This is a genomic window from Ornatilinea apprima, from assembly GCF_001306115.1.
In the GTDB taxonomy this organism is placed as follows: Bacteria; Chloroflexota; Anaerolineae; order Anaerolineales; family Anaerolineaceae; genus Ornatilinea; species Ornatilinea apprima.
The window spans coordinates 20,047-43,714 of the sequence record NZ_LGCL01000007.1; the positions used below are offsets into that span (position 1 = coordinate 20,047).

A 23,668-nucleotide genomic window follows, 5' to 3' on the forward strand; every position below is an offset into this window, starting at 1 on the left:
GAGCAGACAGATGAAGAGCAGTTACCTGGTGTGGAAAATCGCGGGCAGCCTGGCTTTGGCCGGGCTGGCAGTGGGTTTTGGCGCGAATCTGCAGCGCTATTACCAGCCGCTGCTGGAAGGCGCAACGCGCATTTCATACCCGATGGCGGCCATCGTGCTTTACGCGCTGATCACCGGCCTGCTGGCGCTGGTGTTGATCTGGGCGCCGGGGCGGCTGGCTTTTCTCAACCGCTGGCGTGACCGGCTGGGCGCCGGGCGCTTTGTTGTGGTGGTGCTGATCAGCATCGCGGCCGGGCTGTTCTTTGGGGTTCACTTCAGTGAGAGTTTTGTGCAGCCGTTTCAGAAGGCATGGTTTACCCTGGTTCTGGCGGTAGTGAGTGTGTGGCTGGCTTCGGGAAAGGGAAAAGGCCTGGATTTAGCAGGCGCGTCAATTGGCCTGACGCTGATGGGCAGCGCCTTCGCGCTGACGATTGCCGCTCAGCAGGTGGTGGATTATCCCTTTTCGCTGTACTGGTCGGAGGGCAACCGCCTGTATGATTATTCCATTCCGTTTGGCACACGGTTGTACGACCTTCCAACCGGTGTTGAGCCGCAACCGCTGACCAGCCTGGGGCGGCGCAGTTTGTGGGGACTGCCGTTTCTGCTGCCGTTTGTGAACATCAGCCTGGTGCGATTGTGGGATATGATCCTGTTCTCGCTGCCGTATGTGCTGCTGGGCTGGCTGGTATTCTGGCAGGCGCGGCGGGAATCGCTGTTCACCTGGGGATTGGTGGGCCTGTGGGCGTACCTTTTCCTCAATCAGGGGCCGATTTATACCCCGCTGGTGCTGTCCGCGCTGCTGGTGGTGCTGGCTGGGCGCGCCAAAACCCTGCCGGGCATGCTGCTGGTGGCTGTGGCGGGCTATTATGCCAATTTTGCCCGCTATACCTGGATGTTCGCGGCGGGGATGTGGGCGGTGATGATCGCCCTGCTGGAAAAGAAAGACCCCGAAGCAAGCCTGGCGCAGCGCGTGCGGCGCGCGGTTCTGCTGGGTGGGGCGGGGCTGGTGGGGGGCTACCTGATCCCCGAAGTGCTCAAATGGATGCCGATTGAACGCAGCCTTTCGGATGAGGCTACCGAACTGGTCTCGGTGGAGGGTATCTCCACGGTGGTACAGCAGCAGCCGCTGCTGTGGCAGCGTTTGTTCCCCAACCCCACCAATCCGCTGGGGATAGTGCCCTGGCTGCTGCTGGCGGCCGGTCCGCTGCTGGCGTTGATGGTGTGGTTCGCGCTGAAAAAAGGCTGGGCGCGGCACTGGCTGCAGCGCCTGGCGGCGCTGGGTGTGCTGGGGGCTTTTCTGGGGGTGGGGCTGGTGATCAGTGTGAAGATTGGCGGGGGCAGCAACCTGCATAACGTGGATATGTTTTTGATATGCGTGTTGATTCTGGCCGGGCTGGCCTGGGAGGCCGGACTGGGCGGCTGGCTGCGCGAGCAGGCGGGGAAGAGTGGCTGGGCGCGCGTTCTGCTGGCACTGGTGGTGCTGGTCCCGGCGGTAACGCCGGTTGTGCAGATTGAAACGTTTGGCTTTCCGCCGCGCGCGGAGACCGAGCAGGCCGTCAGCGAGATCCGCGGGCATGTGCAGGAACGCAAGCAGATGGGTGAGGTGCTTTTCATGGATCAGCGCCAACTGCTCACCTTTGGCTACATGGGTGAGGGGGTGACGCTGGTGCCCGACTATGAGAAGAAAGTGCTGATGGAAATGGCGATGACCAGCAACGCGGAGTATTTTGACACTTTCTACCGCGATCTGGCGACGCGGCGCTTCTCGCTGATCATCGCGGAACCGATTTCGGTGACCTACCGCGGTGAAGAACACCAGTACGGGAATGAAAATGACGCCTGGACGGATTGGGTGGCGATCCCGGTGCTGTGCTATTACGACCCGGTGGTTACTTACAAGCCATCGGGGGCAACACTGTTCTTCCCGCGCAAAGAAGTTACGCCGCCGTATCCGGGCGCGCAGTGCCCGGCGCCCGACCAACCGTAACGCGATAAAAGGGGTGCTGTTTGCTGTTATCCTGGGTGTGGTTTGCCGTGTGGATGAGCGGCGGGCTGCTGCTGGCGGTCCGCGCTTTTCGGCTGCAAGGATACGAGAAACTCCCGGTGGGCCTGGCGGTGGGTTTTGCGCTGCAAATTTTGCTGGCCAATATGCTGGCGCGGGTGGTAAGCCTGCCCGCGGCGGCGTGGGTCTCGGCGGGGGCGCTGCTGGTAAGCGGTCTGCTGCTGAACCGGGGGCAGTTCCGTGAGCGGTTGAAGATGGAACGCCCGCTGTTGAGCCTGGCGGTGATGGCGCTGATCGCGGCCACGGCCGCGCGGGTGGCGTTGGGCACGACCATCTTTGACGATTACGCGCATTTGCCGACCACCTCGCTGATGGCGGCCGGGGACGTGCCGCCTCATTTCGCGCTGGATCCCGGCGTTCCCTATTATTATCACTATTTTCTGATGCTGTTCGCCGCGCAGTGGACGCGGGTGGGCGGGCTGCTGCCCGGCACCGCCCTGGACCTGGCACGCGGCGTGTCTTTCGCGCTGGCGGTGGCGCTGGCCGCCGTGTGGGCGCGGCGGCTGACCGGCAGGCGCGCTGCCGCAGTGCTGGGTGGGGCGTTTGCCGCCCTGGCGGGCGGAACGCGCTGGCTGATGCTGCTGCTGCCGCAGGGCGTGCTGACGCGCATCTCCGCGCAGGTTACGCTGATCGGCAGCGGGGCCACCTCGGGCGCGGATTTGCTCAGCGCGCTGCAGAGCGGCTGGGGGGTCGACAGCGGCGCGCCGCTGGAACTGCCCTTTGCCTTTGCCAACGGCATCAACGCCAGCGGGGTGGCGGGGCTGCTGGGACCTAACAGCCTGTGCGGCCTGCTGATCACCCTGGCGCTGCTGTTAACCTTCAACCGCTGGCGCGACGGCTGGGGCGCGGCGCTCAGCGCGCTGCTGCTGGCGGCTTCGTTTCTGACCGGCGAAAGCGACCAGATTTTGACCACGGCGGGCTGGGGGGTGGTGCTGCTGGGCGCGGCGATCCGCGCGCGCGGGCTGCGCCTGCCGCGCTCATTTTGGCAGTGGATGGGCGTGTACGCGGCGGGCAGCCTGCTGGGGCTGGCGCAAGGCGGGGCGTGGACGGAATACCTGCTGACCTTCGCGGCGCGTTTGGGCGGCGCGCAGACAGTTTCTTCCTACCAGACGGTGGGCTTTGAACTGGCTGCGCCGGCGCTGGTATCGTCTCACCTGGGGGTGATGCCGCTGAGCCGCCCGTTTGCTTTTTTGGCAGCGCTGTTTGAGCTGGGGCCGGGGCTGCTGGCCCTGCCTTTGCTGGGATTCTACGGCTTGAAGGCGCTGCGCGCCGGGCGCTGGTTTGAAAGCGCCTTTGTGTGGGGCGGGCTGCTCTCGCTGGTCACGATTTTTGTGCAATTCACCGGCTCGACGGGCGTGCGCAACACTTCGCGCCTGTACGGTTTTGTCTCGCTGGCCATGCTCTATGCCCTGCCGCTGGTATGGCGCTGGGCGGCGCGGCGCGCGGCCTGGGCGCGGGTTACGGCGGCCTCGCTGGGCGCGCTGACTTGCCTGGGCGGGCTGGTGCTGGGCGGCTACCTGCTGGCGTCCGCGCCGCAGCCAAAGTATGGGGCGCACCTGAGCGCGCTGGACGTGGAACTGTCAGAGCGCAACTGGAACCGTCTGGAGGCGGGCGCGCTGATCTATGCCAAAGACCCCGGCGGGGCGGTAACGCTCTTCGGGCGGCCGAGCGATGCGGCGCTGACCTGGTTCGAATACAAGCCGGAATGGCAGGCGCTGGGCGAGCGGGAAGACCCGGCGGCCTGGCGCGCGGCTGGTTTTGATTACGCCTATGTGGGCGGGCAGGCCGGTGACAGCGGCCTGGCGCTGGACGATTGGAAAAGAACCTGCGCGCGGGTGGTGGATGAAGCCGCCGACGGGCAGGGCAACTGGCGCGCGCTGCTGGATTTGCGCGCCTGCGCGGTGGAAGAGTAAAGGGAGCCTGAAATTGGCCGCGAAACTGCTGCAATTGGGTCTGCTGGTGGGCTGGGGCGCGCTGCTGTGGGCGGGCGGGCTGCTGCTGGTGGGCCGCGCTTATCATCTGCCGCGCCGCGAGCGCTTGGCAGCCGGTTTGGCGGCTGGCCTGCTGGTGGACGTTCTGCTGGCGGGGCTGCTGAGCCGGATCGCGGGCGCGGGGATGGCCTTTGGTCTGGCGGCCATACTGACCCTGCTGCTGGGTATTGCTGTGAACCTGCCCTTCGGCAAAGGAAATGGGAAAGACTGGATGCCGGCGCGCTCAGACGCGGGGCTGCTGTTGATTCTGGCGGCCGGGGTGGGAGTCTTCGCGCTGATCGGGCGTGGAACCAGCCCGGCGAGCGACGCGCACAGCCTGCCGCTGGTCTCGCTGCTGGCGGCCGGGGAGGGCGTCCGCTGGGCGGGCGGCGCGCTTTTCAATGAAATTCTGGCCGCGCAGGTGATGCGCCTGGGCGGTTTATCTGCGTGGCTGGCGCTGGACCTGGCGCGCGCCTTGAGCCTGAGCCTGGCGGTACTACTGGCCGGGCTGTGGGCGCGGCGCGCCACCGGCAGCGCGCTGGCGGGCTGGTGCGCCGGTCTGCTGGGGTGGTTGGGGGGCGGCGCGCGCTGGCTGCTGCTGCTCTTCCCCGCCGCTGTGCTGAACTGGCTGGGCACGGACGCGCAGCTCTTGCGCGCCAGCGGCAGCTGGCTGGGCGGGCTGGCCAACCGCGCCGGCGGGCTGGATGTGCCGTTTCTGCTGGCCAGTGACCTGCCAGCTGCCTTGTTCAGCCAGGGAATGACCGGCGGCACGCTGCTGGCCGGGGTGCTTCTGCTGGGGGCCGGGCGCTGGCGCGGTTGGCGCGGGGCGCTGGTTACGGGACTGCTGTTGGCCGGGGCGGCATTGAGCGCGCCCTGGTTTCTGATTGTGGTGCTGACGGGCTTGCTGCTGGGGGGCGCGGCAGCCTGGGCAAGGGGAGAAATGAACCCGGCGCGGCGCGGCCGCTGGCTGGCCTGGCTGGGTATGGGGGTGGGGGCGGGGCTTGCGCTGCTGGCGCTGGGGCTGCCTTTGCCAGCCGCGAACTGGCGCTGGCCGCCGAGGGTGATCTCTGCGGATTGGGGCGGGCTGTCGCTGTTGAACCCCCGGCATGGAGTGGTCCTGCTGGTTGAATCGGGCTGGCTGATTGCGCTGGCCGCTCCGGGGCTGGCCTGGTGCTGGCGCGCCTGGAGGGCCGGGCGCTGGTATGAGGCCGGCTTTTTGTCTCTGCCGCTGCTGGGCGGGCTGAGCCTGCTGCTGGGCGGCGCGGATTGGGCGCGCGAGCTGCAAGCGGCTGTGCCGGGCTTTGCCTTCAGCGCGATTGGCGTCAGCGCGGCGTGGATGTGGGCGCGCAGACGCGCGGGTTCCGCGCGCGGCTGGCTGGCGGCTGCCTGGCTGGTGGCGCTGGTGGGCGGCGGCGTGAGCCTGGGGGCGGCGCTGGCTGCGGCTCCCCGCCCGGTGCTGGCCGCGTTCATCGAGCCACTGGACGCGCAGTTGATGGACGACCATTGGGACGCACTTGAGCCGCAGGCGCGCGTGTTTGATCCGCGGGCGGCGCGGGGAGAGACCCTTTTCGCGCGTACCAGCGGGCTGGACGAGGCCGCGCAGGCGCGCCTGAGCGCGAACCCGCAGGTGGAGGCTCTGCTGGCCGAGGGGGTGGAGTATCTCTACTACGGTTGGGCGGATTGGAAAACCAACGAAAAGGCGTATCATCAAATACAGGAATTGAGCTGCGCGCGCGTGGTGAGCGAATACGCCGCCAAACGCGGCGAGGACTATCGCGTGCTGGTCGATTTACGCGGCTGTCGTTAATCGACGGCGCAGAAAGTGGAGCGGCAAATGGACGCAAAAGAGCTGGCGGATGTGTTTGAGCGCATCGCGCAGTTGATGGAGATCAAGGGGGAACTGGTTTACAAGTATCTGGCGTACCGCAAAGCGGCCGACAGCCTGCGCAACCTGGCGGAAGACGTGCGCGCGGTGCGCGAAGCCGGGCGGCTGACGGAGATCCCCGGGGTGGGCAAGGCGATTGCCCAGAAGATCGAGGAACTGCTGGATACGGGGCGGCTCGAATTTCTGGAGAAGCTGGAAGGCGAGGTGCCGCCCAGCCTGATTGAGGTGTTGAACGTGCCGGACGTGGGACCCAAGAAGGCGGCCTTGTTCTGGCGCGAGGCGAATGTGATCGACGTGGTGGGGCTGGAGGCGGCGGCCCGCGCCGGACGTCTGCGTGAGCTGCCGGGGATGGGCGAGAAGTCGGAGCAGCGCATTTTGGCCGGGATTGAGGCGCTGAAACGGCGCAGCAACCGCATGCTGCTGGGCAACGCTGTGCCGGCCGCCGAACGCTGGCTGGAATGGCTGCGCGGCCTGCCGGGGGTGCAGCGCGCCGAAGCGGCGGGCAGCCTGCGGCGCTGGAAGAACACGGTTGGCGATTTTGATCTGGTGGCGGCCAGCAACCGTCCGGCCGAAGTAATGGAGGCGTTTGTCTCGCACCCGGAGGTGGCGCGTGTGAAGAGCCGCGGTGAGAACAAGTCGAGCGTGGAATTTGCCAACGGAATGGGCGCGCAGTTGTGGATTCAACCGCCGGAGCGCTTTGGCACGCTGTGGCAGTACGCCACCGGCTCGAAAGACCACAATGTGCGCCTGCGCGAGTTGGCCCAGCGCCAGGGGTATTCGCTCTCGGAGCAGGCCCTGGTGGACGAGCAGGGGCAAGAATTGCGCTTTGATAACGAGGAAGATTTATACGCGCAGCTGGGGCTGGCGTGGGTGCCGCCTGAGCTGCGTGAGGACCGCGGCGAGGTGCAGGCCGCCAAAGAACACAAACTTCCAGCCATGCTGGAGACCAGCCAGATAATGGCCGATCTGCACTGCCACACGCGCTGGAGCGATGGCGCGGAGACAATTGAGACCATGGCGCGGGCGGCCGCACAGCGCGGCTTGCGCGTGCTGGCCATCACCGATCACTCGCGCGGGCTGGGGGTGGCAGGCGGCCTGAGCGCGGAAGACCTGCGCCAGCAGTGGCTGGAGATTGAAGCCGTGCAGCGCGAGGTGGGTGACCAGATTCGCCTGCTCAAAGGCACGGAGGTGGAGATCCGCGCAGACGGCAGCCTGGATTTTGACGATGAAACCCTGGCGCAGCTTGATGTGGTGGTGGCTTCGCTGCACAGCGGATTGCGACAGCCGCGTGAGGTGATCACCCAGCGGCTGGTGGCGGCCATGCGCAACCCGCACGTGGATATTATCGGGCACCCCGGCGGGCGGCTGCTGCTGCACCGCGAACCTTCGGACCTGGATTGGGAAACGGTGCTGCGTGAGGCGCAGGCCAACCAGACGGTGCTGGAGATCAACGCCAACCCCAGCCGCCTGGACCTGGACGAGGTCTACGCGCGGCGGGCGGCTGAGATGGGGATTTTGTTAAGCATTGACAGCGACTCGCACGCCCCCGACCAGTTCGATTTGTTGAAATATGGGGTTTCAGTGGCGCGGCGCGCCTGGGCGCCGCCGCAGCAGATCATCAATACCTGGCCGCCAGAACGTCTGCTGGCGTGGCTGGCGGAACGCGGAGGATGAACAGCTTGAAACGAATTTTTTTGTGGTTGATCTTATGGGTGAGCCTGGTGGGACTGGCCTGTTCGGCCAGCGGGGCGGGAACGGACAACGCGCGCTACGCGCCTGCCGGAGATGGCACGGAATATCCGCAGGAGCCGGAAGAGGTGGTTTCGGCGTTTTTGGCCGCGCAGCAGGAAGACCCAAAACAAATGGAGCGCTACCTCTCGACCACTGCGCTGGCGCAGCTTCCGCCAGAGGGCGCGGTTGAAATGCTGCACTGCCAAGATGTGGTGATGGGATACCTGATCTCCAGCGCGTCGGTGTCGCAAAACCCGCCGGGAGCGATTGTGGAAGTGAACCTGACCACCGGGCAGGCAGAGTTGGGGCGGGCTTTTGTGCTGCTGCGCCAGAATGGGGTGTGGGTGATTGATGAAATCCTGGCCCTGCCTTAATGGGCTTGCCTGGATACCCTTAATGAAAGTTATGAAAGTAGAGTGGGAAGGTCAGGTATTGGTTTTTTCATGGTATAATGCGGCGGGTTTTTTAGCCTTCTCTGTACAAGTGAGATGTTTTTATTTCTGAGCCAACCGAAGCCCTGTCATCCCTTCCCTTCTTTGGCGCGAAGCTGCCCCAACGGCCGGCTGTCCGCGCTGGTTTTTCCTCTATTTGTCATGGATTCATCATGTATAATGAATTTTGGACGTCAATCAGGGGTGATCTGTACCTGTTGGCCGGATAGGCTGACGAGAGAAGCAGGCCAACGCTCACTGCAGGCTGAAGGATTGGAATCAACTTAGGAGAATAAGCGATGGAGAAATTTAGACGAGAAATTCCGAATCATTTTGACCTTCCGACCCCTTTAAGCCGGTTAGGGGAACTGGCTTATAACCTGTGGTGGGTGTGGAACGCCGATGATCAACGTATATTTGGCATGCTGGACCCGATTTTGTGGGAAACCACCAATCACAATCCGGTGGAGCTGTTGCGCAAAGTGGACCGCGCGCGCCTGGACCGCGCGGCGCAGAACCCGCGCTATGTGGAGCGCTACCAGCGCGCTTTGCAGCATTTTGACCGCCACATGCAGCGCACCGACACCTGGAGCGATGTGGACTGCGAGCCGCTGTCGAAAGATTGGGTGGCTTATTTTTCGTTTGAGTTTGGGTTGCACGAATCGGTGCCGGTGTATGCCGGCGGCCTGGGCGTGCTCTCAGGTGACCATTTGAAGGAAGCCAGCGAGCTGGGCATGAACCTGGTGGGGGTGGGCTTTATTTACAACCAGGGTTATTTTGACCAGCACATCACCGAAGATGGCTGGCAGGAGACGCGCAATCACTTCCTGGACTTTCACAATATGCCGATCATTTCGATTGTGGATGAGAACGGCCAGCCGGTGAAAATTTCGGTGACGCTGCAAGACCGCGAAGTGTGGGCGCGGGTGTGGAGCATTCAGATCGGGCGCATTCCGCTCTTCTTGCTGGATACCAACGTGGAAGAAAATAACCTGGCCGACCGCCAGCTCTCGGCGCGCCTGTACAGCAATGACCCCGAAGCGCGCGTTTCGCAGGAAATTCTGCTGGGCATCGGCGGGGTGCGCATGCTGCGTAAATTGGGCTACGATCCCAAGGCCTGGCACATGAACGAAGGCCATTCGGCTTTTATGGTGCTGGAGCGCATGCGCGAGTTGATTGAAGCCGGCAAGAGCTTTGAAGAAGCCGGTGAAATTGTGCGCAAATCGAGTGTGTTTACCACCCATACCCCGGTGCCGGCCGGTAACGACCAGTTCCCTGTGTGGCTGGTGGATAAATATTTCTACCAGTACTGGCCGAAATTGGGCCTCGACCGCGACCAGTTTGTGAACCTGGCCAAGCAGGCGCAGCCGTGGGGCGAAACCTTCAGCATGCCGGTGCTGGCTTTGCGCTTCTCGCGCTACAGCAACGGCGTGTCGAAGCTGCACGGCGAAGTCTCGCGCGAGATGTGGAACTTCTTGTGGCCGGAGAAGAAGGTGGATGAAGTGCCGATCACGTCGATCACCAACGGCGTGCAGAACGGCACCTTCCTGGCGCGGCGCATGCGCGAGCTGTTTAACAAGCATCTGGGCGCGGACTGGTACGAGCATTTAGACGACCCGGCCCTGTGGGACGGTGTGGATCAGATCCCCGATGAAGAGCTGTGGGAAGTGCGCCGCCATTTGAAGCGTAAATTGATGATGTTTGCCAACCGGCGCATTCGCCGCCAGTGGCTGGCCGGGCAAATTCACCCGGTGCAGGCCATCGCCGGCGGGGCACTGCTGGAGCCATATTCGCTGACGATTGGTTTCGCGCGGCGCTTTGCCACCTATAAACGCGGCTACCTGATCTTCCGCGATATGGAGCGCCTGCTGCGCATTATCAACAACGCCGAGCGTCCGGTGCAGATCGTGTTTGCCGGTAAGGCGCACCCGGCCGACGAACCGGGCAAGCTGATCATCCAGCAGGTTTACCGCGCGGTGAAAGACGCGAAAACCGGCGGGCGGCTGATCTTCATGGAAAATTACGATATGAATGTGGCGCGCTACCTGGTGCAGGGTGTGGATATATGGCTGAATACGCCCCGCCGCCCCAACGAGGCTTCGGGCACGTCGGGCATGAAGGCGGCGATCAACGGCGCGCTGAACTTCTCGATTCTGGATGGCTGGTGGGCCGAAGGCTATAACGGCATGAACGGCTGGGCGATTGGCGACGGCAAGACTTACACCGATCACAACCTGCAAGACGACGCTGACGCGGAAAGCCTGTACAGCACGCTGGAAAATGAAATTGTGCCCATGTATTACAGCGGGCGCGTGGGAGATAATCTCTCCAGCGAATGGATCAAGCGGGTGAAGAGTTCGATTAAGACCTGCTCGTGGCAGTTCAGTATGAAACGCATGCTGAAGGAATATGCCAACTGGTCTTACCGCCCGATTCTTGAGGAAGAAGACTAACAGAAAGGAATTTCAATGGAAACGCTGCTTTCTCCCCAGGTATGGCTGTGGGCTTTGGCCATTTTTGGGCTGCGCGTGGTCAATATTTCTCTGGACACCGTCCGGTTTTTGCTGGTGCTGCGCGGAAAGAAGCTGCTGACCTGGATTCTGGGATTTATTCAATCAATCATGTATGTGGTGGTGATCAGCGAAGTGCTGTCGAGCATGGACAATGTGCTGAATATTGTTGCCTACGCGGCGGGCTATTCCACCGGCACGACGATTGGCATGTGGATTGAAAAGCGGCTGGCGATTGGGCATGTGCAGCTCAATATTGTCTCGACCACGCTGGGTTCGGCGGTGGCCGCCGCGCTGCGGGCGAACGGTTTCGCGGTGACGGAAGTGCCGGCGCGTGGAAAAGACGGCACGGTTACGCTGCTGCACGCGGATGTGAACCGCAACGATGTGGATAATGCTGAGACGGTGATTCTGGAGGCGGACCCGACGGCGTTTATCACCGCCGAGGATGTGCGCCCCATGCGGGCGGGATTCTGGCGCAGCAGCCCGAACAGCAAGAAGTAGTTTTGGGTAACCCCCTCTGTGTCTCCCCCATTTTCGTTCCGAAAATGGGGGAGAATTGCGTTAGGGATGGTGGGTTTCGGGCGGCGATGGGCGGGTTTTGGTGCAGTGCAAACTGGCCGCCCTCCACGCCACCCTACGCAGGAAGGGAGCACTGATTGGTCTATTTTCCCCAGCTTTGCATGAGCAGTATATAAAAGCGCAGCATATTGCCCAGATTTTTGAGGCTGATGCGCTCGTTGAGGCCGTGGACGCGCGAGAGGTCTTTGGAGTCGAGGTGGACGGGGCAGAAGCGGTAGACATTGGCGCTGAGCGGAGTGTAGTGATAGGCGTCGGAGGCGCCCAGCATGGTGAATGGAGCTACCGGCACGGGACCAAAGGTGCGCTGAATGGTTTCGGACAGCCGTTGGTAGGCGGTTGAGTCGGTGGGGGAGATGGGCGACGCTTCGCGGGCCGATTCGTGCAGGGTTTCGATGCTGACGCGCGGGTCGCGGATGGTCTGGCGCACGCGCTGGATGACGCTCTGCGTGGTGTCGCCGGGCAGCAGGCGGAAGTTGACCACCGCCGAGGCCGAGCGCGGCAGCACGTTGTCTTTCATGCCGGCGGTGAGGATGGTGGGGGCGGTGGTGGTGCGGATGGCCGCGCTGGACTGCGGGCTGGCATCGAGCTGCTTGCGCGCCAGGCCGCCGAACAGCCACAGGTTGGCAAAGACCAGGCGCAGGGTGAAAGGCGCGGCTGGGCCGAGGGCCTGGAAGAGCGGTTTCATCATTTCCACATGGGCGGGCTGCGGATGGCGCTGCAGGCGCGCCAGGGCGTGGGCCAGGATGCTGATAGAGGTTTCGGCGGGCGGTGTGGAGGAATGCCCGGCGTCGGTGGTTACGTCCAGTTTGAGGGAGAGGTAGCCTTTTTCGGCGGCGCCGATCAGGGCGATGGGGCCTTTTACTCCGGGCAGGGCGTTTTCTACCACGGCCAGACCCTCGTCCAATACGGCTTCAAACGTGGTTCCGCGCGCGGCAAACCAGGCGGAAACCTGCTGCGCGCCCTGCCGCCCGCTGATCTCTTCGTCGTGCCCAAAGGCAAGGAAGATGCCGCGCGCCGGGCAGTAGCCGCGCGCCAGCAGATGCTCTGCCGCGTCCAGCAGGGCGGTTACCTGGTTCTTCACGTCCAGCGTGCCGCGGCCCCACACAAAGCCGTCCGCGATTCTGCCGGAGAAGGGCGGCTGTTCCCAGCGGTCGAGGGTAGCCTCGTCCACGGGAACGACGTCCTGGTGGGCCATAAACAGCACGGGCTTCAGCGCGGGGTCGCTGCCCGGCCACTCGTAGACCAGACTGAACTGGTTGATGGTGTGCAGGGTCAGCTGTTGGTGAACGAGGGGAAAGTCCTGGCGCAGGGTCTGATGAAGCTGAAGCAGGCTTTCGGCGCTGGCCGGCTGCGATTCGGACCACGAGATGGTTTGGCACTGCACAGCGTGGGAGAGATGCTGCGCGGCGGCAAGGCTGTCGATTTTGAGCGGTTCGTCTGCCGGCAGGGCGGGCGCGGGGCGCGAGAAGGTGAGCGCGCGGATGAGCACCACCAGGACCAGGGCGACAGGGAGAGCGATGAGGAAAAAGATGAGCGGCTGCATAATGATTCCTGTGTGAAGAGAAGATTTACATGATTTTGGGCTGGCTCCAGGCCTGCACCAGTTGGATGAAGAACTGCACCATTTTGGCCAGCTCATCAACGGCGACGCGTTCATTAATCCCGTGAATGCGCGCCTGGTCTTCGGCGGTCAGGCGCATGGGCGAGAAGCGGAAGATCTGCCCGGCCAGGTCGTTGAAATGGCGCGAATCGGTGGCGCCGAGCATGATGAAGGGCGCTACGGGCAGGCTGCCAAAGGTCTGCTGAATGAGATGCCGGATGCTGATAAAGGCTGGTGAGTTGATGTCGGCCACGGGCGATGGCTCCCAGGCGATGCCGTGATAGGGCTGGAATTTGACGCGCGGGTCATTGATCACTTTGCGCACGTGCTCGCACACGCTGGAGATGGTGTCGCCGGGCAGGATGCGGAAGTTGATGCGGGCGCTGGCCTGGCGCGGAAGAATATTATCTTTGATGCCGCCGCTGATGATGGTGGGGGCGGTGGTGGTGCGCATGGCGGCGTTGGTCTGCGGGTTGGTTTCCATCATGCCGCGACAGTACGCGCCGAACAGCCACAGGTTGGCAAACGAGAGCTGCATGGAAAACGGGGCGGCGCTGCCCACCGCGCGGTAGAAAGGCTGCAAAGCGCGGATGTGGGCGGGCATGGGGTGGGCTTCGAGGCGGGTGATGGCGCGGCTGAGGATGCCGATGGCGGTCTGGCGGGGTGGGATGGAGGAGTGCCCCGGTTCGCATTCCACGCTCAGTTCGAGGGTCATGTAGCCTTTTTCGCCGGTGGCCACCAGCGCAACGGGCGATTGAATGCCGGGATAGCCGTCCAGGACGATGGCCGGTCCTTCGTCGAGGACGAGGCTGAAGCGGGTGCCTTGCTCGCGAAACCAGGCAGCCACCTGGCGCGAGCCGTCGATGCCGCCAATTTCTTCGTCGTGGCCGCAGGAGATGTACACGTCGCGGGAGGGCTGGTAGCCGGCAGCGAGTAGGTGTTCCACGGCTTCAAAGATGGCCACCAGTTGATTCTTCATATCCAGCGCGCCGCGCCCCCACACAAAACCGTCTTCAATCGCGCCGTCAAAGGGAGGATAGGTCCAGGCGGGCAGGGTGGCCGGGTCGACTGGCACCACGTCGAGGTGCGCCATGAGCAGAATGGGGTCCAGTTCGGGTTGGGCGCCGGGCCAGCGGTAGACCAGGCTGTATTCGGCGATTTGGGTGCGCTCGAGGCGCTGGTGGACGAGCGGGTAAGACAGCTCCAGGAAGCGGTGCATATCCAGCAGGGCCTGGCGGTTGGGCTTGCCGCGCGCGGTGGAGACCGTTTCACAGCGGATAGCCTGGGCGAGGTGCATGGCGGCCTGGCGCGGTTCCAGAGGGATGGGTTTGGCGGGTTCTGCGGGGTGGCCAGCGGTGGAAAAGGTGGCGGTGCGAATGAGGATAAAGGCGGCTGCGAAGAGCAGCACTACCAGAACAGGCAGGAGAATTTGGAACAGCATACGCGCCTCGATTTTGGCAGGGAGTGGGGCTTTTGATTAATTGTACACTGCCTTGCGGCCGCGTGGTACCGGAGAGGCTTGTTTTTTGGGGGAAATGGCCAGGCGCGCCCGCGGGAGCGGAGAACCGGCGGGTTTCGGACGGCGGCCCGTAATTAGAGCAGGCTTTGCTGGCTGGCGGCAGGGTCGGCGGGGACGGGGTCTGCGGCGGGGTCGGGGGGCTGGTAGATAAAGCGCGCGCGGCAGCTCCAGGTGAGGTTCAGCCCCACGCTGGCGCCGCAGTTGGGACAGGTTCCCAAGAGGGCCAGGCCCACCATGCGCACGGCTTCCAATTCAAGCGGGTAGGTATAACTGCGCTGGCAGCCGGGGCAGACGGCCGCACGGCTCAATGGGTCACCGCCGCGGCGTAAAGGGCTTCAAATTCCTGCTGGAAAGCGGCCGCTAAATGGGGGGCGCGAATCACCAGCAGCGTTTCGTCGTTGCGGGTGTTGGCGCTTTTGGTGAAGTTGTACGAGCCGATCACCACCGTGTTTCCGTCGAGGATGATGACTTTGTGGTGCATCAGACCATCACAGGCGTCCAGGCGAATATCCAGGCCGGAATCGCTCAGATACTTGTATTCGCTGCCGGTTCCGGTAACCTGCTCGGCGTCTTGCACAACACGCACGCGCACGCCGTCGCGAGCTTTGGACAGCAGGGCGTTGCCGATGGGGTCGGAGGTGAAGGAGTAGGCCAGCATTTCCACGCTTTGGCGCGCCGAGCCGATCAACTCGATGACGCGTTCTTCCGGCTGGTCGTCGGGCGCGAAGAGGACTTCCACTTGAACGCCATCAAAAATAAAGCCTTGCATTTCATCGCCGCGCGGGCTGTTCGCGCCAAAGCGGTTTTGGGTGAACATCTCTTCAAATTCGGCGGTGAAGATCTGGGCCAGTTGCGTTGAATGGAAATGGATGAGGTGATTGGCGTCTTCGTCGTTGCTGTTGGCGGTGAAGTTCATCGAGCCGGTCCAAACGTCGGCAGCATCGATGACGGCAAATTTGTTGTGCATCAGGCCGTCCGGCGAATCGGCACGCACGGAAATGCCGGCGTCTTGCAGGGCGGCGGGGCCAGAGCGGGAGCGGTTCTCGTTTTCCACCACCAGGCGAACCAGCACGCCGCGTTCGTGGGCGGCGATGAGGGCGTCGACGAGGGGCGGGTAGCTGAGGTTGTAGATCGCCATGTCTACCTGCTCTTGTGCGGCGTTGACCGCCTGGACGAGGGCATCGAGGGGGGCGGGCGCGTCTGGCTGCTGGGCGGGGGTGCAGGCATGCGTGAAGTACAGGTCGACGGAGGGCGGCAGAGCGGTGAAGGTGGGCGCCGGCAGCGGCACAGACGTGCGGCAAGCGGCCAGGGTGAGCGCCGCGGCGAAGAGCAGCAGGATGGTTAGAAAAATGGGTCGGGTTGGTTGTTTCATGGGGACGCCTCTCTGCGAGCGGCGATCATTATAGCATATTCGGGCGGGTAAGACGGTGGCGCGCTTGCAAGGATCGCCTATAATTAACAACAGTACGGGGAAACATCACTGAAGAAAAAAGGACGCAACGACATGAGACTGGGGGATGTGTTCAAGGCAGGTCAAGACGACGAATTGTATCAGGTGCTGGGTGTGGACATCTTTGGCCGGGTGCTGGCGCGGCGGTTTGAGCTGGAGCATGGTGAGGTGGGGGCGCAGGTAGAGTTTGAGCCTGGGCCGGGCTGCCGGGTGCTTTTCAATGCTTATGACTCTGTGGAAATTGAGCGCGGCTGCGAGGTGTGCGAAATGACCTACCAGGTGGAGTTTTCGGAACGCGGAGATTGGAGCGGTGAGCTGTGGTTTGAGGCGGTGAGCCTGCAGGGCGACGGCTCGCAAACGGCGCTGATGACCTCACCCAGAGCGGCGTTCACGCGCGGCAACAACTGGCCAAACCCTGAAATTCCCGATAATCATAAGGTACACCAGCAGCTCTGCCAGATGCTGGAAGCGGCCGGGTGGCAATTGATCCTGGAAAGGCGCAGCTGGTGGTGGAAATGCCGTTTCAAACGTCCGTGTGGCGAAGGCCGGTAAAGTTCCCCTTGACCGCGCCGCCAAATTTTTATATATTGATGAGAGACAAGATGATCAACCATCGGACGGGAGGTGCAGCGTGTCGATTTACTTGTTAGACGACAGCTTGAAGGTGGATATCTATTTTGACCCGGATGATACCAGCTTCGAGGATGATATTTGCGTGTGTTTTACTGAGTCGTGCGACGAGGAAGAAAAGATTTTTAAGGTGGACGAATCGCATATTTATATCACTCCTCAGCAAGCCCGGCAGTTGGCCGAGGCGCTGCTGAAAGCGGCAGATCGCAGCGATTATTCGGATACCAATCATTAATCCAACCCGGTTTTAAGCGCATTCCCATCCGCAAGGAGTGCCTTGCGGATTTTTTGTTCACCGCCGCTGAAGGCGGGCAATTGTTATTTTGAAGGGTGATAAGGAACAGAACATGGAAACCATTCTTATGGCAGTACTCGTCAGCCTGGTGGCCGGAGCGACGGTGTCGCTGCAGTCTCCCATGGCCAGTTTGCTTTCGCTGCGTCTGGGGATGCTCTCCAGCGTGTTTATTATTCATATCGGCGGCGCGATTGTGGCGCTGGTGCCGCTGGTGTTGAGCGGCGGCCAGCAGATCCGCGAGTGGCGCGGGGTGCCCTGGTACGCGCTGGCGGCGGGGGCGCTGGGCCTGATTGTGGTAGGCGGGGTGAGCTTCACTATTCCGCGGATTGGCGCGGCGGCCACGGCCACCCTGATGGTGGTGGGGCAGCTGCTGATCGCGGCGGCGGTGGACCATTTTGGCCTGTTGGGCGCGGTGCAGCGGCCAATTGACCTGGCGCGCGTGGCAGGGTTTTTACTGCTGGTGGCCGGGGCCTGGCTGGTTACGCGCTAATCGCGGGCTATCTCCAAATTTTTAACGAACAACCATGAAAATTTTTATCACCGGCGGAACGGGATTTATTGGCGGGTATGTGACACGGCGGCTGGCGCAAGACGGCCACGAACTGGTGTGCCTGGCGCGCCCAACCAGCCAGCGCGGCGCGCTGCAGGCTGTGGGGGCGCAGATTGTGGAAGGAGATGTATTCGACAATGAGGCGCTGGCACAGGGTATGCGCGGCTGCCAGGCGGTGATTCACCTGGCGAATGTGTATTCTTTCTGGGAGAAGGACCCAACGGTCTACCGGCGGGTGAATGTGGAAGGCACGCGCAACGTGATGCTCGCCGCGCTGGAGGCGGGCGCGCAGAAAGTGATTCACGTCAGCTCGGCGGTGATCTACGGCAAGCCGACGGTGAGCCCCTACACGGAGGATACGCCCTTTGGGCCGGAGCGCTTCAGCGCCTACGCGGAATCGAAGTATGAAGGTGACCGTCTGGTGTGGGACCTGCACCGCCAGCGCGGCCTGCCGGTGGTGGGCATTTACCCGGCAGCGGTGATTGGCGCGGGCGACTTGAAGGCCAGCGGTATGTTTGTGGTCAATGTGCTTAAGCACCGCCTGCCAGCGGTGGGACTGAAGAACAGCCGCATCACCTTTGTGCCGGCGCGCGACGTGGCCGAGGCGATTGCCCTGGCGCTGCGCGCGCAGTACAATGTGGGCGAGCGGTATCTGATTGGCAAACACACGCTTTGCCTGGAGGAATACCTGAAAACCGTCAGTGAAATCTCAGGGGAGCGCCTGCCGCTGATCTGGCTGCCCGATGGGGTGGTGGTGGGGCTGGCACGCGCGCTCACCTGGCTGGCTGATCGCACGCGAAGGCCTCCGCTGTGGGGCATGTCGAATGACCAGACGCGCACCTTTCTGGAGGGGTTTGCCTGCGACGGCAGCAAGGCCGAGCGTGAACTCGGATTGACGTACAGCCCGCTGCGCCCGGCTTTTGAAGAGGCGGTGCGATGGGTGCGGGAGCATGTGAAGTGAGTTGGGAGGCCGTATGTGGAAACAATTCTTGCTGGGCGGGCTGGCGCTGCTGATGGCCGCTGGCTGCGCCCCCAAAAAAGGGGAAGTGGTCCAATTGGATGCGGAGAGCAACGGCGGAAGTGTTGAGCTGCAGGTGGGCGACGAGCTGCAAATTACCCTGGAGGGCAACCCCACCACGGGTTATCTGTGGGACCTGAACGAAGTGGACCGCGAAGTGCTGGATATGCCCGGCACGCCGGAATACGAGCAGCAGGGAGACCTGCTGGGGTCAGGTGGGCTATACACGCTGACGTTTGTGGCTGTGAAAGCCGGGCAAACCGAATTGAGCCTGCGCTATTACCGCCCGTTTGAGCTGGAAGCCCCGCCCGAAGATACCTTTGTGCTGGACGTAACCGTGAAATAACGGCAGCAGTTCACCAATTTACCCGCTACCGGACGGCATCGACAGGCCGCCCGGTGCGTTTTTAAGCGCGGGAGTGGAGAAGACTGGTTTGAATTGGAAAAATGTTCTATAATCTCATCAGCGCGGAGGTGCGACATGACGGATATGGAATTGATGATTGCGGCGGCGGTGGTGGTTGTAGGTCTGGTGCTGCTGGCATTGGTGGGGCTGGCCGTGGCTATTCTGGTGCAGCTGCGGCGCGGGGCGAATGACCCGCAAGGGCTGGCGGTGTCGCTGAAGGACCTGACGCGCGGTTTACAACAAGAGCAGGCGCAGATCGGCGCGCTGCACGAGCGGGTGGGGCAGATTCAGCCGCTGGTGCAGCACGTGAGCAGCCTGCAAACCGACGTGCGCGGGCTGGCCGAGCGCATTTCCACGGTGGAACGCTCGCAAGGCACGGTGCATCGCGGAGTGGGCGAACTGGCCACCCAGTCGATTTCGGCGTTGAGCGAGCTGCGCTCGCTGACCAACCAACTGGCTTCGGCGACGGTAACGATGCGTGCTGAATTGAACCAGGCGCGCAGCGACCTGACGGCGCTGCACGCAAGTGACCGCACGCGCCAGGAAGAAGAGCGGCGCATGGCCGAGTCGCTGCGGCGGCTGGAGACAGTGATTGCCGGCACCCAGTCGAAAGGCGCGGCAGGGGAGAATATTGTTGAGGCGGTCTTCGCGCGTCTGCCGGTGGAATGGCAGGTCCGCAACTTTATGGTGGGCGGGCGGCCGGTGGAGTTTGGCCTGCGGCTGCCCAACGGCTTGGTGCTGCCGATTGACAGTAAGTGGGCGGCCACCGGTCTGCTGGAACAATTTCTGGCCAGCGAGGTGGTGGATGAGCAGGCGCGCTTGAAACGCGAGATTGAAAACGCGGTGCTGGCCAAGGCGCGGGAGGTGCGCAAGTACATTGACCCCGGCCTGACGCTTAACTTTGGGCTGGCGGTGGTGCCCGACGCGATCTACGATCTGTGTTTTGGTGTGCTGCCAGAGGTGTTCCAGATGGGGGTGGTGCTGGTGAGCTATTCAATGCTGGTGCCGTACCTGATGCTGGTGTTTCAAACCGTGCTGCGCAGCGACCAGAGCATTGATCTGTACCGGCTGGAGGCGTACATTCAGACGGTGCAGAGCAGCACCGAGGCCATTCAACTGGAGCTGGATGGTCGCTTTGCGCGGGCGATGACCATGCTGGCCAATTCGCGGGATGATATCCGCGCGCATGCCGGGCGGGCCAGCGCCAGCCTGAGCGGGCTGAAGGTGGGGGGCAAGCCGCTGGAGGCGGGGTCTGGCATCGAGCTGGAAGAGTAGATCCGCACTTGAAGGTTGAGGGGGAATTGCAGTCTCGCGCGCCGGTTTGGCGGGTGGGCGCGGACCCAAGGGGGGTAATCGTTGAGAAGGAATGTCATTATTAATTAGATGATTTTTGTCTAAAAATAGATGACTTAATATTGGTTGCTTTTTCGATCTTATTTGTTATGATATTGCATGACGTTTGTTACAAATTTCACAATGAAAGGTAGATTATTCGTATGGCACTGGTAACGTTCAAGGCAGTATCTCGCAAACTCCCGACCGGTTTGGCGGTGGAGAATGAATCACGCGGTTTCAAGATCATCATGGATGAACCGGCTGAATTGGGCGGCACGGACCTGGGGATGAACCCGGTGGAAGCGCTGCTGACCGCGCTGGGTTCCTGCCTGGTGATTGTGGTGAGCGCGTTTGCTCCGGCGCACGGGATTAAGGTGGAAGATTTAGTGGTTGAAACGGAAGGCGACCTGGATACGGATGGTTTCTTGAAGGGCAAAGAAGGCGTGCGCCCCGGTTACCAGAATGTGCGCTTTACCATCCGCTTCCAATCGGACGCCTCGGAAGAGAAACTGCGCGAGTTTAAGAAATTTGTGGAAAGCCGCTGCCCGGTCAGCGATACCCTGATGAATGGCACAACCGTGATCGCCAACGATCTGGTGATTGCCTGACCCTGATCGGCAAAAAAGCAGAAAGCGGTTCTGGTTACCCAGAGCCGCTTTTTTGGTTGTTGAATTGGAGAAATTAATACTTGACAAAAAAGGTAATATTATGTATATTATAACTACATCCGGACAGGTTTAGCGACAAACCTCTCCTTTTCCTCCAAACAACGTGTGGTTTCTCAAGGGGAATACAGCTCATTACGGGATGAGCTGTATTCTTTTAAGGTTAAAGGCGACTCGCTTTAGAGCAGGGCGATCAGCCCCTGGCTGATCTGGTAGAGGCCAAAGAGAACCAGCATGCCGCCCAGGGCGTAGGAGAGAATGGTGCGCACGCGGGGGGTGAAGCGGTTGGCCGCCCCAGAGAGGAAGATGATCACCGCCAGGGTGGGAATGAGGGTGGCGTACATGGCGACAATGAAGCTGAACCCGTGAATGCGGGAGTATTTGAAGCCATCCAGCACGATGGGCGCGCCAATGGTGCTCCAAAAAATGTAGATGTTGGGGTTGAAGAGATTCATCAGGGTGGCGCGGATCAGGCTGCGGCTGCTCTCATTGGCCGCGGATGGCTCGGTGAGGCTGTTTTGCCGGGCGGTGGAAAGCGTGCCGTAAGCCATCCACAGCAGCACGCCGCCGCCCACCAGGCGCAAGGCGCTGATGAACCAGTCGGGGGTTTGCGAGAGGATGAAGATGCACAGCAGAATGGCGGGGCTGTCGGAGAGCAGGGGGGCAAAGGCGGCCGGCAGGGTGCGCCGCCAGCCCACGCGCAGCGACTGTGCCATGAGGAAGGCCAGAAATGGGCCGGGGGTGGCTCCGGCGTAGATGCCGAGCAAAAGACCTTGGGTGATAAAAGCGAGCATGGGGGAACTTCCTGAATGGATTTGTGTGAGTATAGTGGAAAACCTGCCAAGGCGCAATAGAGAAAGTGAAGACAGCGCGCCACCGCACGTGCGACCGGCAATCCATACGATGATGACCATTCTTTTGGTTGGCCGGCTTTTTCCTGTTTTTTCTTGACAAACGTGGAAAAGAAAGCCATAATTTAGAATATATGTTCTAAATGATGTTCTTGATCACGATGCTGGACAGCCAGTTCGGGAGCGCAGGGAAACGGTAATGAGATTGGATTTGCACACCACAAAGGAAACCTGAACATGGCCAGAATTTTGTATTTGCCCGATGACCAGACAGTGCTGATGCTCGAGTCGGTGGATAGCGCGGAAGAAATTGAACAGCGCGTAATGCGTGGAGAATGGTCGCCGCCGCCGCCCTACGATCTGGCCGCCAGCGAGGCAGAGGTGGAAGGTTGTTCTCTGCGCGCGCTGGTGCTGGGTCAATTGGTGGTGGTAATGCCGCAGCGCCTGCTGGCGCAGGGCAACCTGGGCCGGGCCGAGCGGCGGCGCGTGAGCCCGCGGCAGCGCGAAGTGCTGCAGTTTCTCGCCGAAGGGCTGACGACCAAGGAAATTGCCGCGGTGATGGGCTTGAGTCCGCGCACGGTGATGATGCACATTCACGGCGTGAAAACCCGCTTTGGCACGCTGACGCGCGAGCAGGCGGTGATGCGCGCCGCGTCCCTGGGAATTTGCCACAACAGCCACCCGGCAGAGCCCGACAGCAGCCCGGCGCGCGAGGGCAAGGAATAAGGAGAATTTATGGAAAATTTAGGCAATTTGCATGCGGAAATAATGGTCAGCCGGTGGGAGGACACTTAAAATTCATACTATAAGGACTTCAAAAAGGTGAAGAGAAATGTCAGATTCATTGGTTGCCATGCCCACCGCTTTTTTACCTGCCGAGCGGCGCAGCAAAGAAGAAGTGCGTCAGCAGGCGGCTGTTTTGGACCGCAGCGCTGTGATGAAGGCGATCATCGACGCGTCGCCGGATATTCTGATGGTGCTGAACAGCGACCGGCAGATTGTGTATGGCAACCGCCGCCTGATGGAGTACCTGGAGCTGGAGGATGGCGATGCCGTGACCGGCCTGCGGCCGGGTGAAGCCCTGGGCTGCTTGCACGCCTTTGAAACGGAGGGTGGCTGCGGTACAACCGAATTTTGTAAGACCTGCGGCGCGGCCAGGGCGGTGGTGGGCGGTTTGACCGGCAAGCAAAACGCGCAGGAGTGCCGCATCCTTCAAGAAAAAACACACGGCTCGCTGGACCTGCTGGTGCACTCTTCGCCGCTGGAAGTGGAAGGTGAAAAATACGCGGTGGTGTCACTGCAAGACATCAGCCACGAAAAACGCCGCCGCGTGCTGGAGCGCCTGTTTTTCCACGATCTGCTCAATTCGGCAGGTGGGATGCGCGGTCTGGTGGAGCTGGCCAAGATTTCAAGCGGGGCCGAACAGCAAGACCTGCTGGACACGCTCTACCAGTTGACGGATGAAATTCTGGAAGAGGTGCAGGCGCAGAAGCTGCTGGTAGACCTGGAGCGCGATGAATACACTGAATCTGCGGAGAAATTAAACTCGCTGGAATTCCTGCGCGAGCTGCGCAACGTCTTTCGTCATCACAGCGCGTCGGCCAACCGGATGATTGAAATTGATGAGCGCGCCCGGGATATCAACTTCACCTCAGACCGCAAGCTGCTGTGGCGGGTGATGGGCAACCTGATTAAGAACGCGCTGGAGGCCAGCAAAGCCGGGCAGGAAATCAAGCTGGGCTGCGAGAACGCCGACGGCAAATTGGAATTCTGGGTGTACAACCGGGGATATATTCCGCGCGAGACGCAGCTGCAGATTTTTCAGCGTTCATTTTCCACCAAGGGCAGCGGGCGCGGGCTGGGCACCTACAGCGTGCGCATGATCACCGAGAAGTACCTCAAGGGGCGGGCGTTCTTTACCTCGACCCCAGAGATTGGAACAACTTTCTTTATCCATCTTCCGATGCGCCTGGAGGCGTAACGTTTACTGGTTCTTTTATTGGTAATGCAAGAGGGGCTGTCTCTAAAGAATTTGGAAACAGCCCCAAAAATTAGCTGCAAATCGAATAAAAACGAAAAAACAAAAAATTGGTAGCCTACCTGGCTGCCAATTTTCGCATATTATGGGCAATACTGATC

The 23,668-nt window shown here is 61.7% G+C and carries 21 protein-coding genes; 16 read left to right on the plus strand and 5 right to left on the minus strand.

Features of this window, described 5'->3' with window-relative positions:
• Positions 1–10 precede the first annotated feature (10 nt).
• The 7 genes from ADN00_RS01965 (at position 11) to ADN00_RS01995 (ending at position 11,132) form a co-directional block, all read left to right on the plus strand.
• Positions 11–2,026, plus strand: coding sequence for a hypothetical protein (locus tag ADN00_RS01965; RefSeq protein ID WP_075061278.1), 2,016 nt, complete (start codon positions 11–13; stop codon positions 2,024–2,026).
• Positions 2,027–2,046: 20 nt separating this feature from the next.
• Positions 2,047–4,014: a hypothetical protein gene (locus ADN00_RS01970; protein ID WP_075061279.1), complete on the plus strand. Its 1,968-nt coding sequence runs from the start codon at positions 2,047–2,049 to the stop codon at positions 4,012–4,014.
• A gap of 13 nt (positions 4,015–4,027) precedes the next feature.
• Entirely contained in the window at positions 4,028–5,878 is a 1,851-nt protein-coding gene (locus ADN00_RS01975; protein ID WP_075061280.1) for a hypothetical protein, read from the plus strand.
• Between the two features lie 27 nt (positions 5,879–5,905).
• A complete protein-coding gene (gene polX / locus ADN00_RS01980; RefSeq protein WP_075061281.1) occupies positions 5,906–7,630 on the plus strand; it encodes a DNA polymerase/3'-5' exonuclease PolX in 1,725 nt (574 codons plus the stop codon).
• Between the two features lie 5 nt (positions 7,631–7,635).
• Positions 7,636–8,061, plus strand: coding sequence for a hypothetical protein (locus tag ADN00_RS01985; RefSeq protein ID WP_152966220.1), 426 nt, complete (start codon positions 7,636–7,638; stop codon positions 8,059–8,061).
• A gap of 356 nt (positions 8,062–8,417) precedes the next feature.
• Positions 8,418–10,571 carry an alpha-glucan family phosphorylase gene (glgP, locus tag ADN00_RS01990; RefSeq protein WP_075061283.1) on the plus strand — a complete coding sequence of 718 codons (2,154 nt, stop codon included), beginning with the start codon at positions 8,418–8,420 and terminating at the stop codon, positions 10,569–10,571.
• A 15-nt stretch (positions 10,572–10,586) separates the two neighbouring features.
• Positions 10,587–11,132 (plus strand): DUF2179 domain-containing protein, encoded by a 546-nt coding sequence (locus tag ADN00_RS01995; RefSeq protein ID WP_075061284.1) that lies wholly within the window; start codon positions 10,587–10,589, stop codon positions 11,130–11,132.
• Between the two features lie 160 nt (positions 11,133–11,292).
• Here ADN00_RS01995 and ADN00_RS02000 read toward each other — a convergent pair whose 3' ends face one another.
• The 4 genes from ADN00_RS02000 to ADN00_RS02015 form a co-directional block, all read right to left on the minus strand.
• A complete protein-coding gene (locus ADN00_RS02000; protein ID WP_075061285.1) occupies positions 11,293–12,753 on the minus strand; it encodes a M20 family peptidase in 1,461 nt (486 codons plus the stop codon).
• Between the two features lie 25 nt (positions 12,754–12,778).
• Positions 12,779–14,251, minus strand: a complete 1,473-nt coding sequence (locus tag ADN00_RS02005; protein ID WP_075061286.1) for a M20 family peptidase — start codon at positions 14,249–14,251, stop codon at positions 12,779–12,781.
• Positions 14,252–14,403: 152 nt separating this feature from the next.
• Positions 14,404–14,637 carry a transcription initiation factor IIE subunit alpha family protein gene (locus ADN00_RS02010; protein WP_075061287.1) on the minus strand — a complete coding sequence of 78 codons (234 nt, stop codon included), beginning with the start codon at positions 14,635–14,637 and terminating at the stop codon, positions 14,404–14,406.
• Positions 14,634–15,701, minus strand: coding sequence for a phospholipase D-like domain-containing protein (locus ADN00_RS02015; protein WP_075061288.1), 1,068 nt, complete (start codon positions 15,699–15,701; stop codon positions 14,634–14,636). Before ADN00_RS02015 ends, ADN00_RS02010 begins: the two co-directional genes overlap by 4 nt.
• Positions 15,702–15,833: 132 nt before the next feature.
• Between ADN00_RS02015 and ADN00_RS02020 the strand changes: the two genes are divergently transcribed.
• From ADN00_RS02020 to ADN00_RS02050, 7 genes are all read left to right on the plus strand, one after another.
• A complete protein-coding gene (locus tag ADN00_RS02020) occupies positions 15,834–16,331 on the plus strand; it encodes a hypothetical protein (RefSeq protein WP_075061289.1) in 498 nt (165 codons plus the stop codon).
• 79 nt (positions 16,332–16,410) lie between these two features.
• A complete protein-coding gene (locus ADN00_RS02025) occupies positions 16,411–16,644 on the plus strand; it encodes a hypothetical protein (protein ID WP_152966221.1) in 234 nt (77 codons plus the stop codon).
• 112 nt (positions 16,645–16,756) lie between these two features.
• A complete protein-coding gene (locus ADN00_RS02030) occupies positions 16,757–17,194 on the plus strand; it encodes a DMT family transporter (protein ID WP_075061291.1) in 438 nt (145 codons plus the stop codon).
• Between the two features lie 34 nt (positions 17,195–17,228).
• A complete protein-coding gene (locus ADN00_RS02035; protein WP_075061292.1) occupies positions 17,229–18,215 on the plus strand; it encodes an NAD-dependent epimerase/dehydratase family protein in 987 nt (328 codons plus the stop codon).
• Positions 18,216–18,228: 13 nt separating this feature from the next.
• A complete protein-coding gene (locus ADN00_RS02040; protein WP_075061293.1) occupies positions 18,229–18,618 on the plus strand; it encodes a protease inhibitor I42 family protein in 390 nt (129 codons plus the stop codon).
• Positions 18,619–18,753: 135 nt separating this feature from the next.
• On the plus strand, positions 18,754–19,953 hold the full coding sequence (rmuC, locus tag ADN00_RS02045) for a DNA recombination protein RmuC (protein WP_075061294.1): 1,200 nt from the start codon (positions 18,754–18,756) through the stop codon (positions 19,951–19,953).
• Between the two features lie 221 nt (positions 19,954–20,174).
• Positions 20,175–20,621, plus strand: a complete 447-nt coding sequence (locus ADN00_RS02050) for an OsmC family protein (RefSeq protein WP_075061295.1) — start codon at positions 20,175–20,177, stop codon at positions 20,619–20,621.
• A gap of 236 nt (positions 20,622–20,857) precedes the next feature.
• Here the strand turns inward: ADN00_RS02050 and ADN00_RS02055 are convergent, their stop codons facing one another.
• Complete coding sequence (locus tag ADN00_RS02055) at positions 20,858–21,472, minus strand: LysE family translocator (protein WP_075061296.1); 615 nt, start codon at positions 21,470–21,472, stop codon at positions 20,858–20,860.
• 294 nt (positions 21,473–21,766) lie between these two features.
• Here ADN00_RS02055 and ADN00_RS02060 point away from each other — a divergent pair, with 294 nt between their 5' ends.
• Together ADN00_RS02060 and ADN00_RS02065 are read left to right on the plus strand one after the other, a co-directional pair.
• Positions 21,767–22,255: a response regulator transcription factor gene (locus tag ADN00_RS02060; RefSeq protein ID WP_075061297.1), complete on the plus strand. Its 489-nt coding sequence runs from the start codon at positions 21,767–21,769 to the stop codon at positions 22,253–22,255.
• A 106-nt stretch (positions 22,256–22,361) separates the two neighbouring features.
• Positions 22,362–23,510: a sensor histidine kinase gene (locus tag ADN00_RS02065; RefSeq protein ID WP_075061298.1), complete on the plus strand. Its 1,149-nt coding sequence runs from the start codon at positions 22,362–22,364 to the stop codon at positions 23,508–23,510.
• Positions 23,511–23,668: the final 158 nt, after the last annotated feature.

Bases quoted from the DNA above. Each gene is read 5' to 3' on its own strand.
- ADN00_RS01965 (WP_075061278.1), top strand. From the start codon at position 11: ATGAAGAGCAGTTACCTGGTGTGGAAAATCGCGGGCAGCCTGGCTTTG.
- polX (WP_075061281.1), top strand. From the start codon at position 5,906: ATGGACGCAAAAGAGCTGGCGGATGTGTTTGAGCGCATCGCGCAGTTG.
- glgP (WP_075061283.1), top strand. From the start codon at position 8,418: ATGGAGAAATTTAGACGAGAAATTCCGAATCATTTTGACCTTCCGACC.
- ADN00_RS01995 (WP_075061284.1), top strand. From the start codon at position 10,587: ATGGAAACGCTGCTTTCTCCCCAGGTATGGCTGTGGGCTTTGGCCATT.
- ADN00_RS02000 (WP_075061285.1), bottom strand. From the start codon at position 12,753: ATGCAGCCGCTCATCTTTTTCCTCATCGCTCTCCCTGTCGCCCTGGTC.
- ADN00_RS02005 (WP_075061286.1), bottom strand. From the start codon at position 14,251: ATGCTGTTCCAAATTCTCCTGCCTGTTCTGGTAGTGCTGCTCTTCGCA.
- ADN00_RS02015 (WP_075061288.1), bottom strand. From the start codon at position 15,701: ATGAAACAACCAACCCGACCCATTTTTCTAACCATCCTGCTGCTCTTC.
- ADN00_RS02020 (WP_075061289.1), top strand. From the start codon at position 15,834: ATGAGACTGGGGGATGTGTTCAAGGCAGGTCAAGACGACGAATTGTAT.
- ADN00_RS02030 (WP_075061291.1), top strand. From the start codon at position 16,757: ATGGAAACCATTCTTATGGCAGTACTCGTCAGCCTGGTGGCCGGAGCG.
- ADN00_RS02035 (WP_075061292.1), top strand. From the start codon at position 17,229: ATGAAAATTTTTATCACCGGCGGAACGGGATTTATTGGCGGGTATGTG.
- ADN00_RS02040 (WP_075061293.1), top strand. From the start codon at position 18,229: ATGTGGAAACAATTCTTGCTGGGCGGGCTGGCGCTGCTGATGGCCGCT.
- rmuC (WP_075061294.1), top strand. From the start codon at position 18,754: ATGACGGATATGGAATTGATGATTGCGGCGGCGGTGGTGGTTGTAGGT.
- ADN00_RS02050 (WP_075061295.1), top strand. From the start codon at position 20,175: ATGGCACTGGTAACGTTCAAGGCAGTATCTCGCAAACTCCCGACCGGT.
- ADN00_RS02055 (WP_075061296.1), bottom strand. From the start codon at position 21,472: ATGCTCGCTTTTATCACCCAAGGTCTTTTGCTCGGCATCTACGCCGGA.
- ADN00_RS02060 (WP_075061297.1), top strand. From the start codon at position 21,767: ATGGCCAGAATTTTGTATTTGCCCGATGACCAGACAGTGCTGATGCTC.
- ADN00_RS02065 (WP_075061298.1), top strand. From the start codon at position 22,362: ATGTCAGATTCATTGGTTGCCATGCCCACCGCTTTTTTACCTGCCGAG.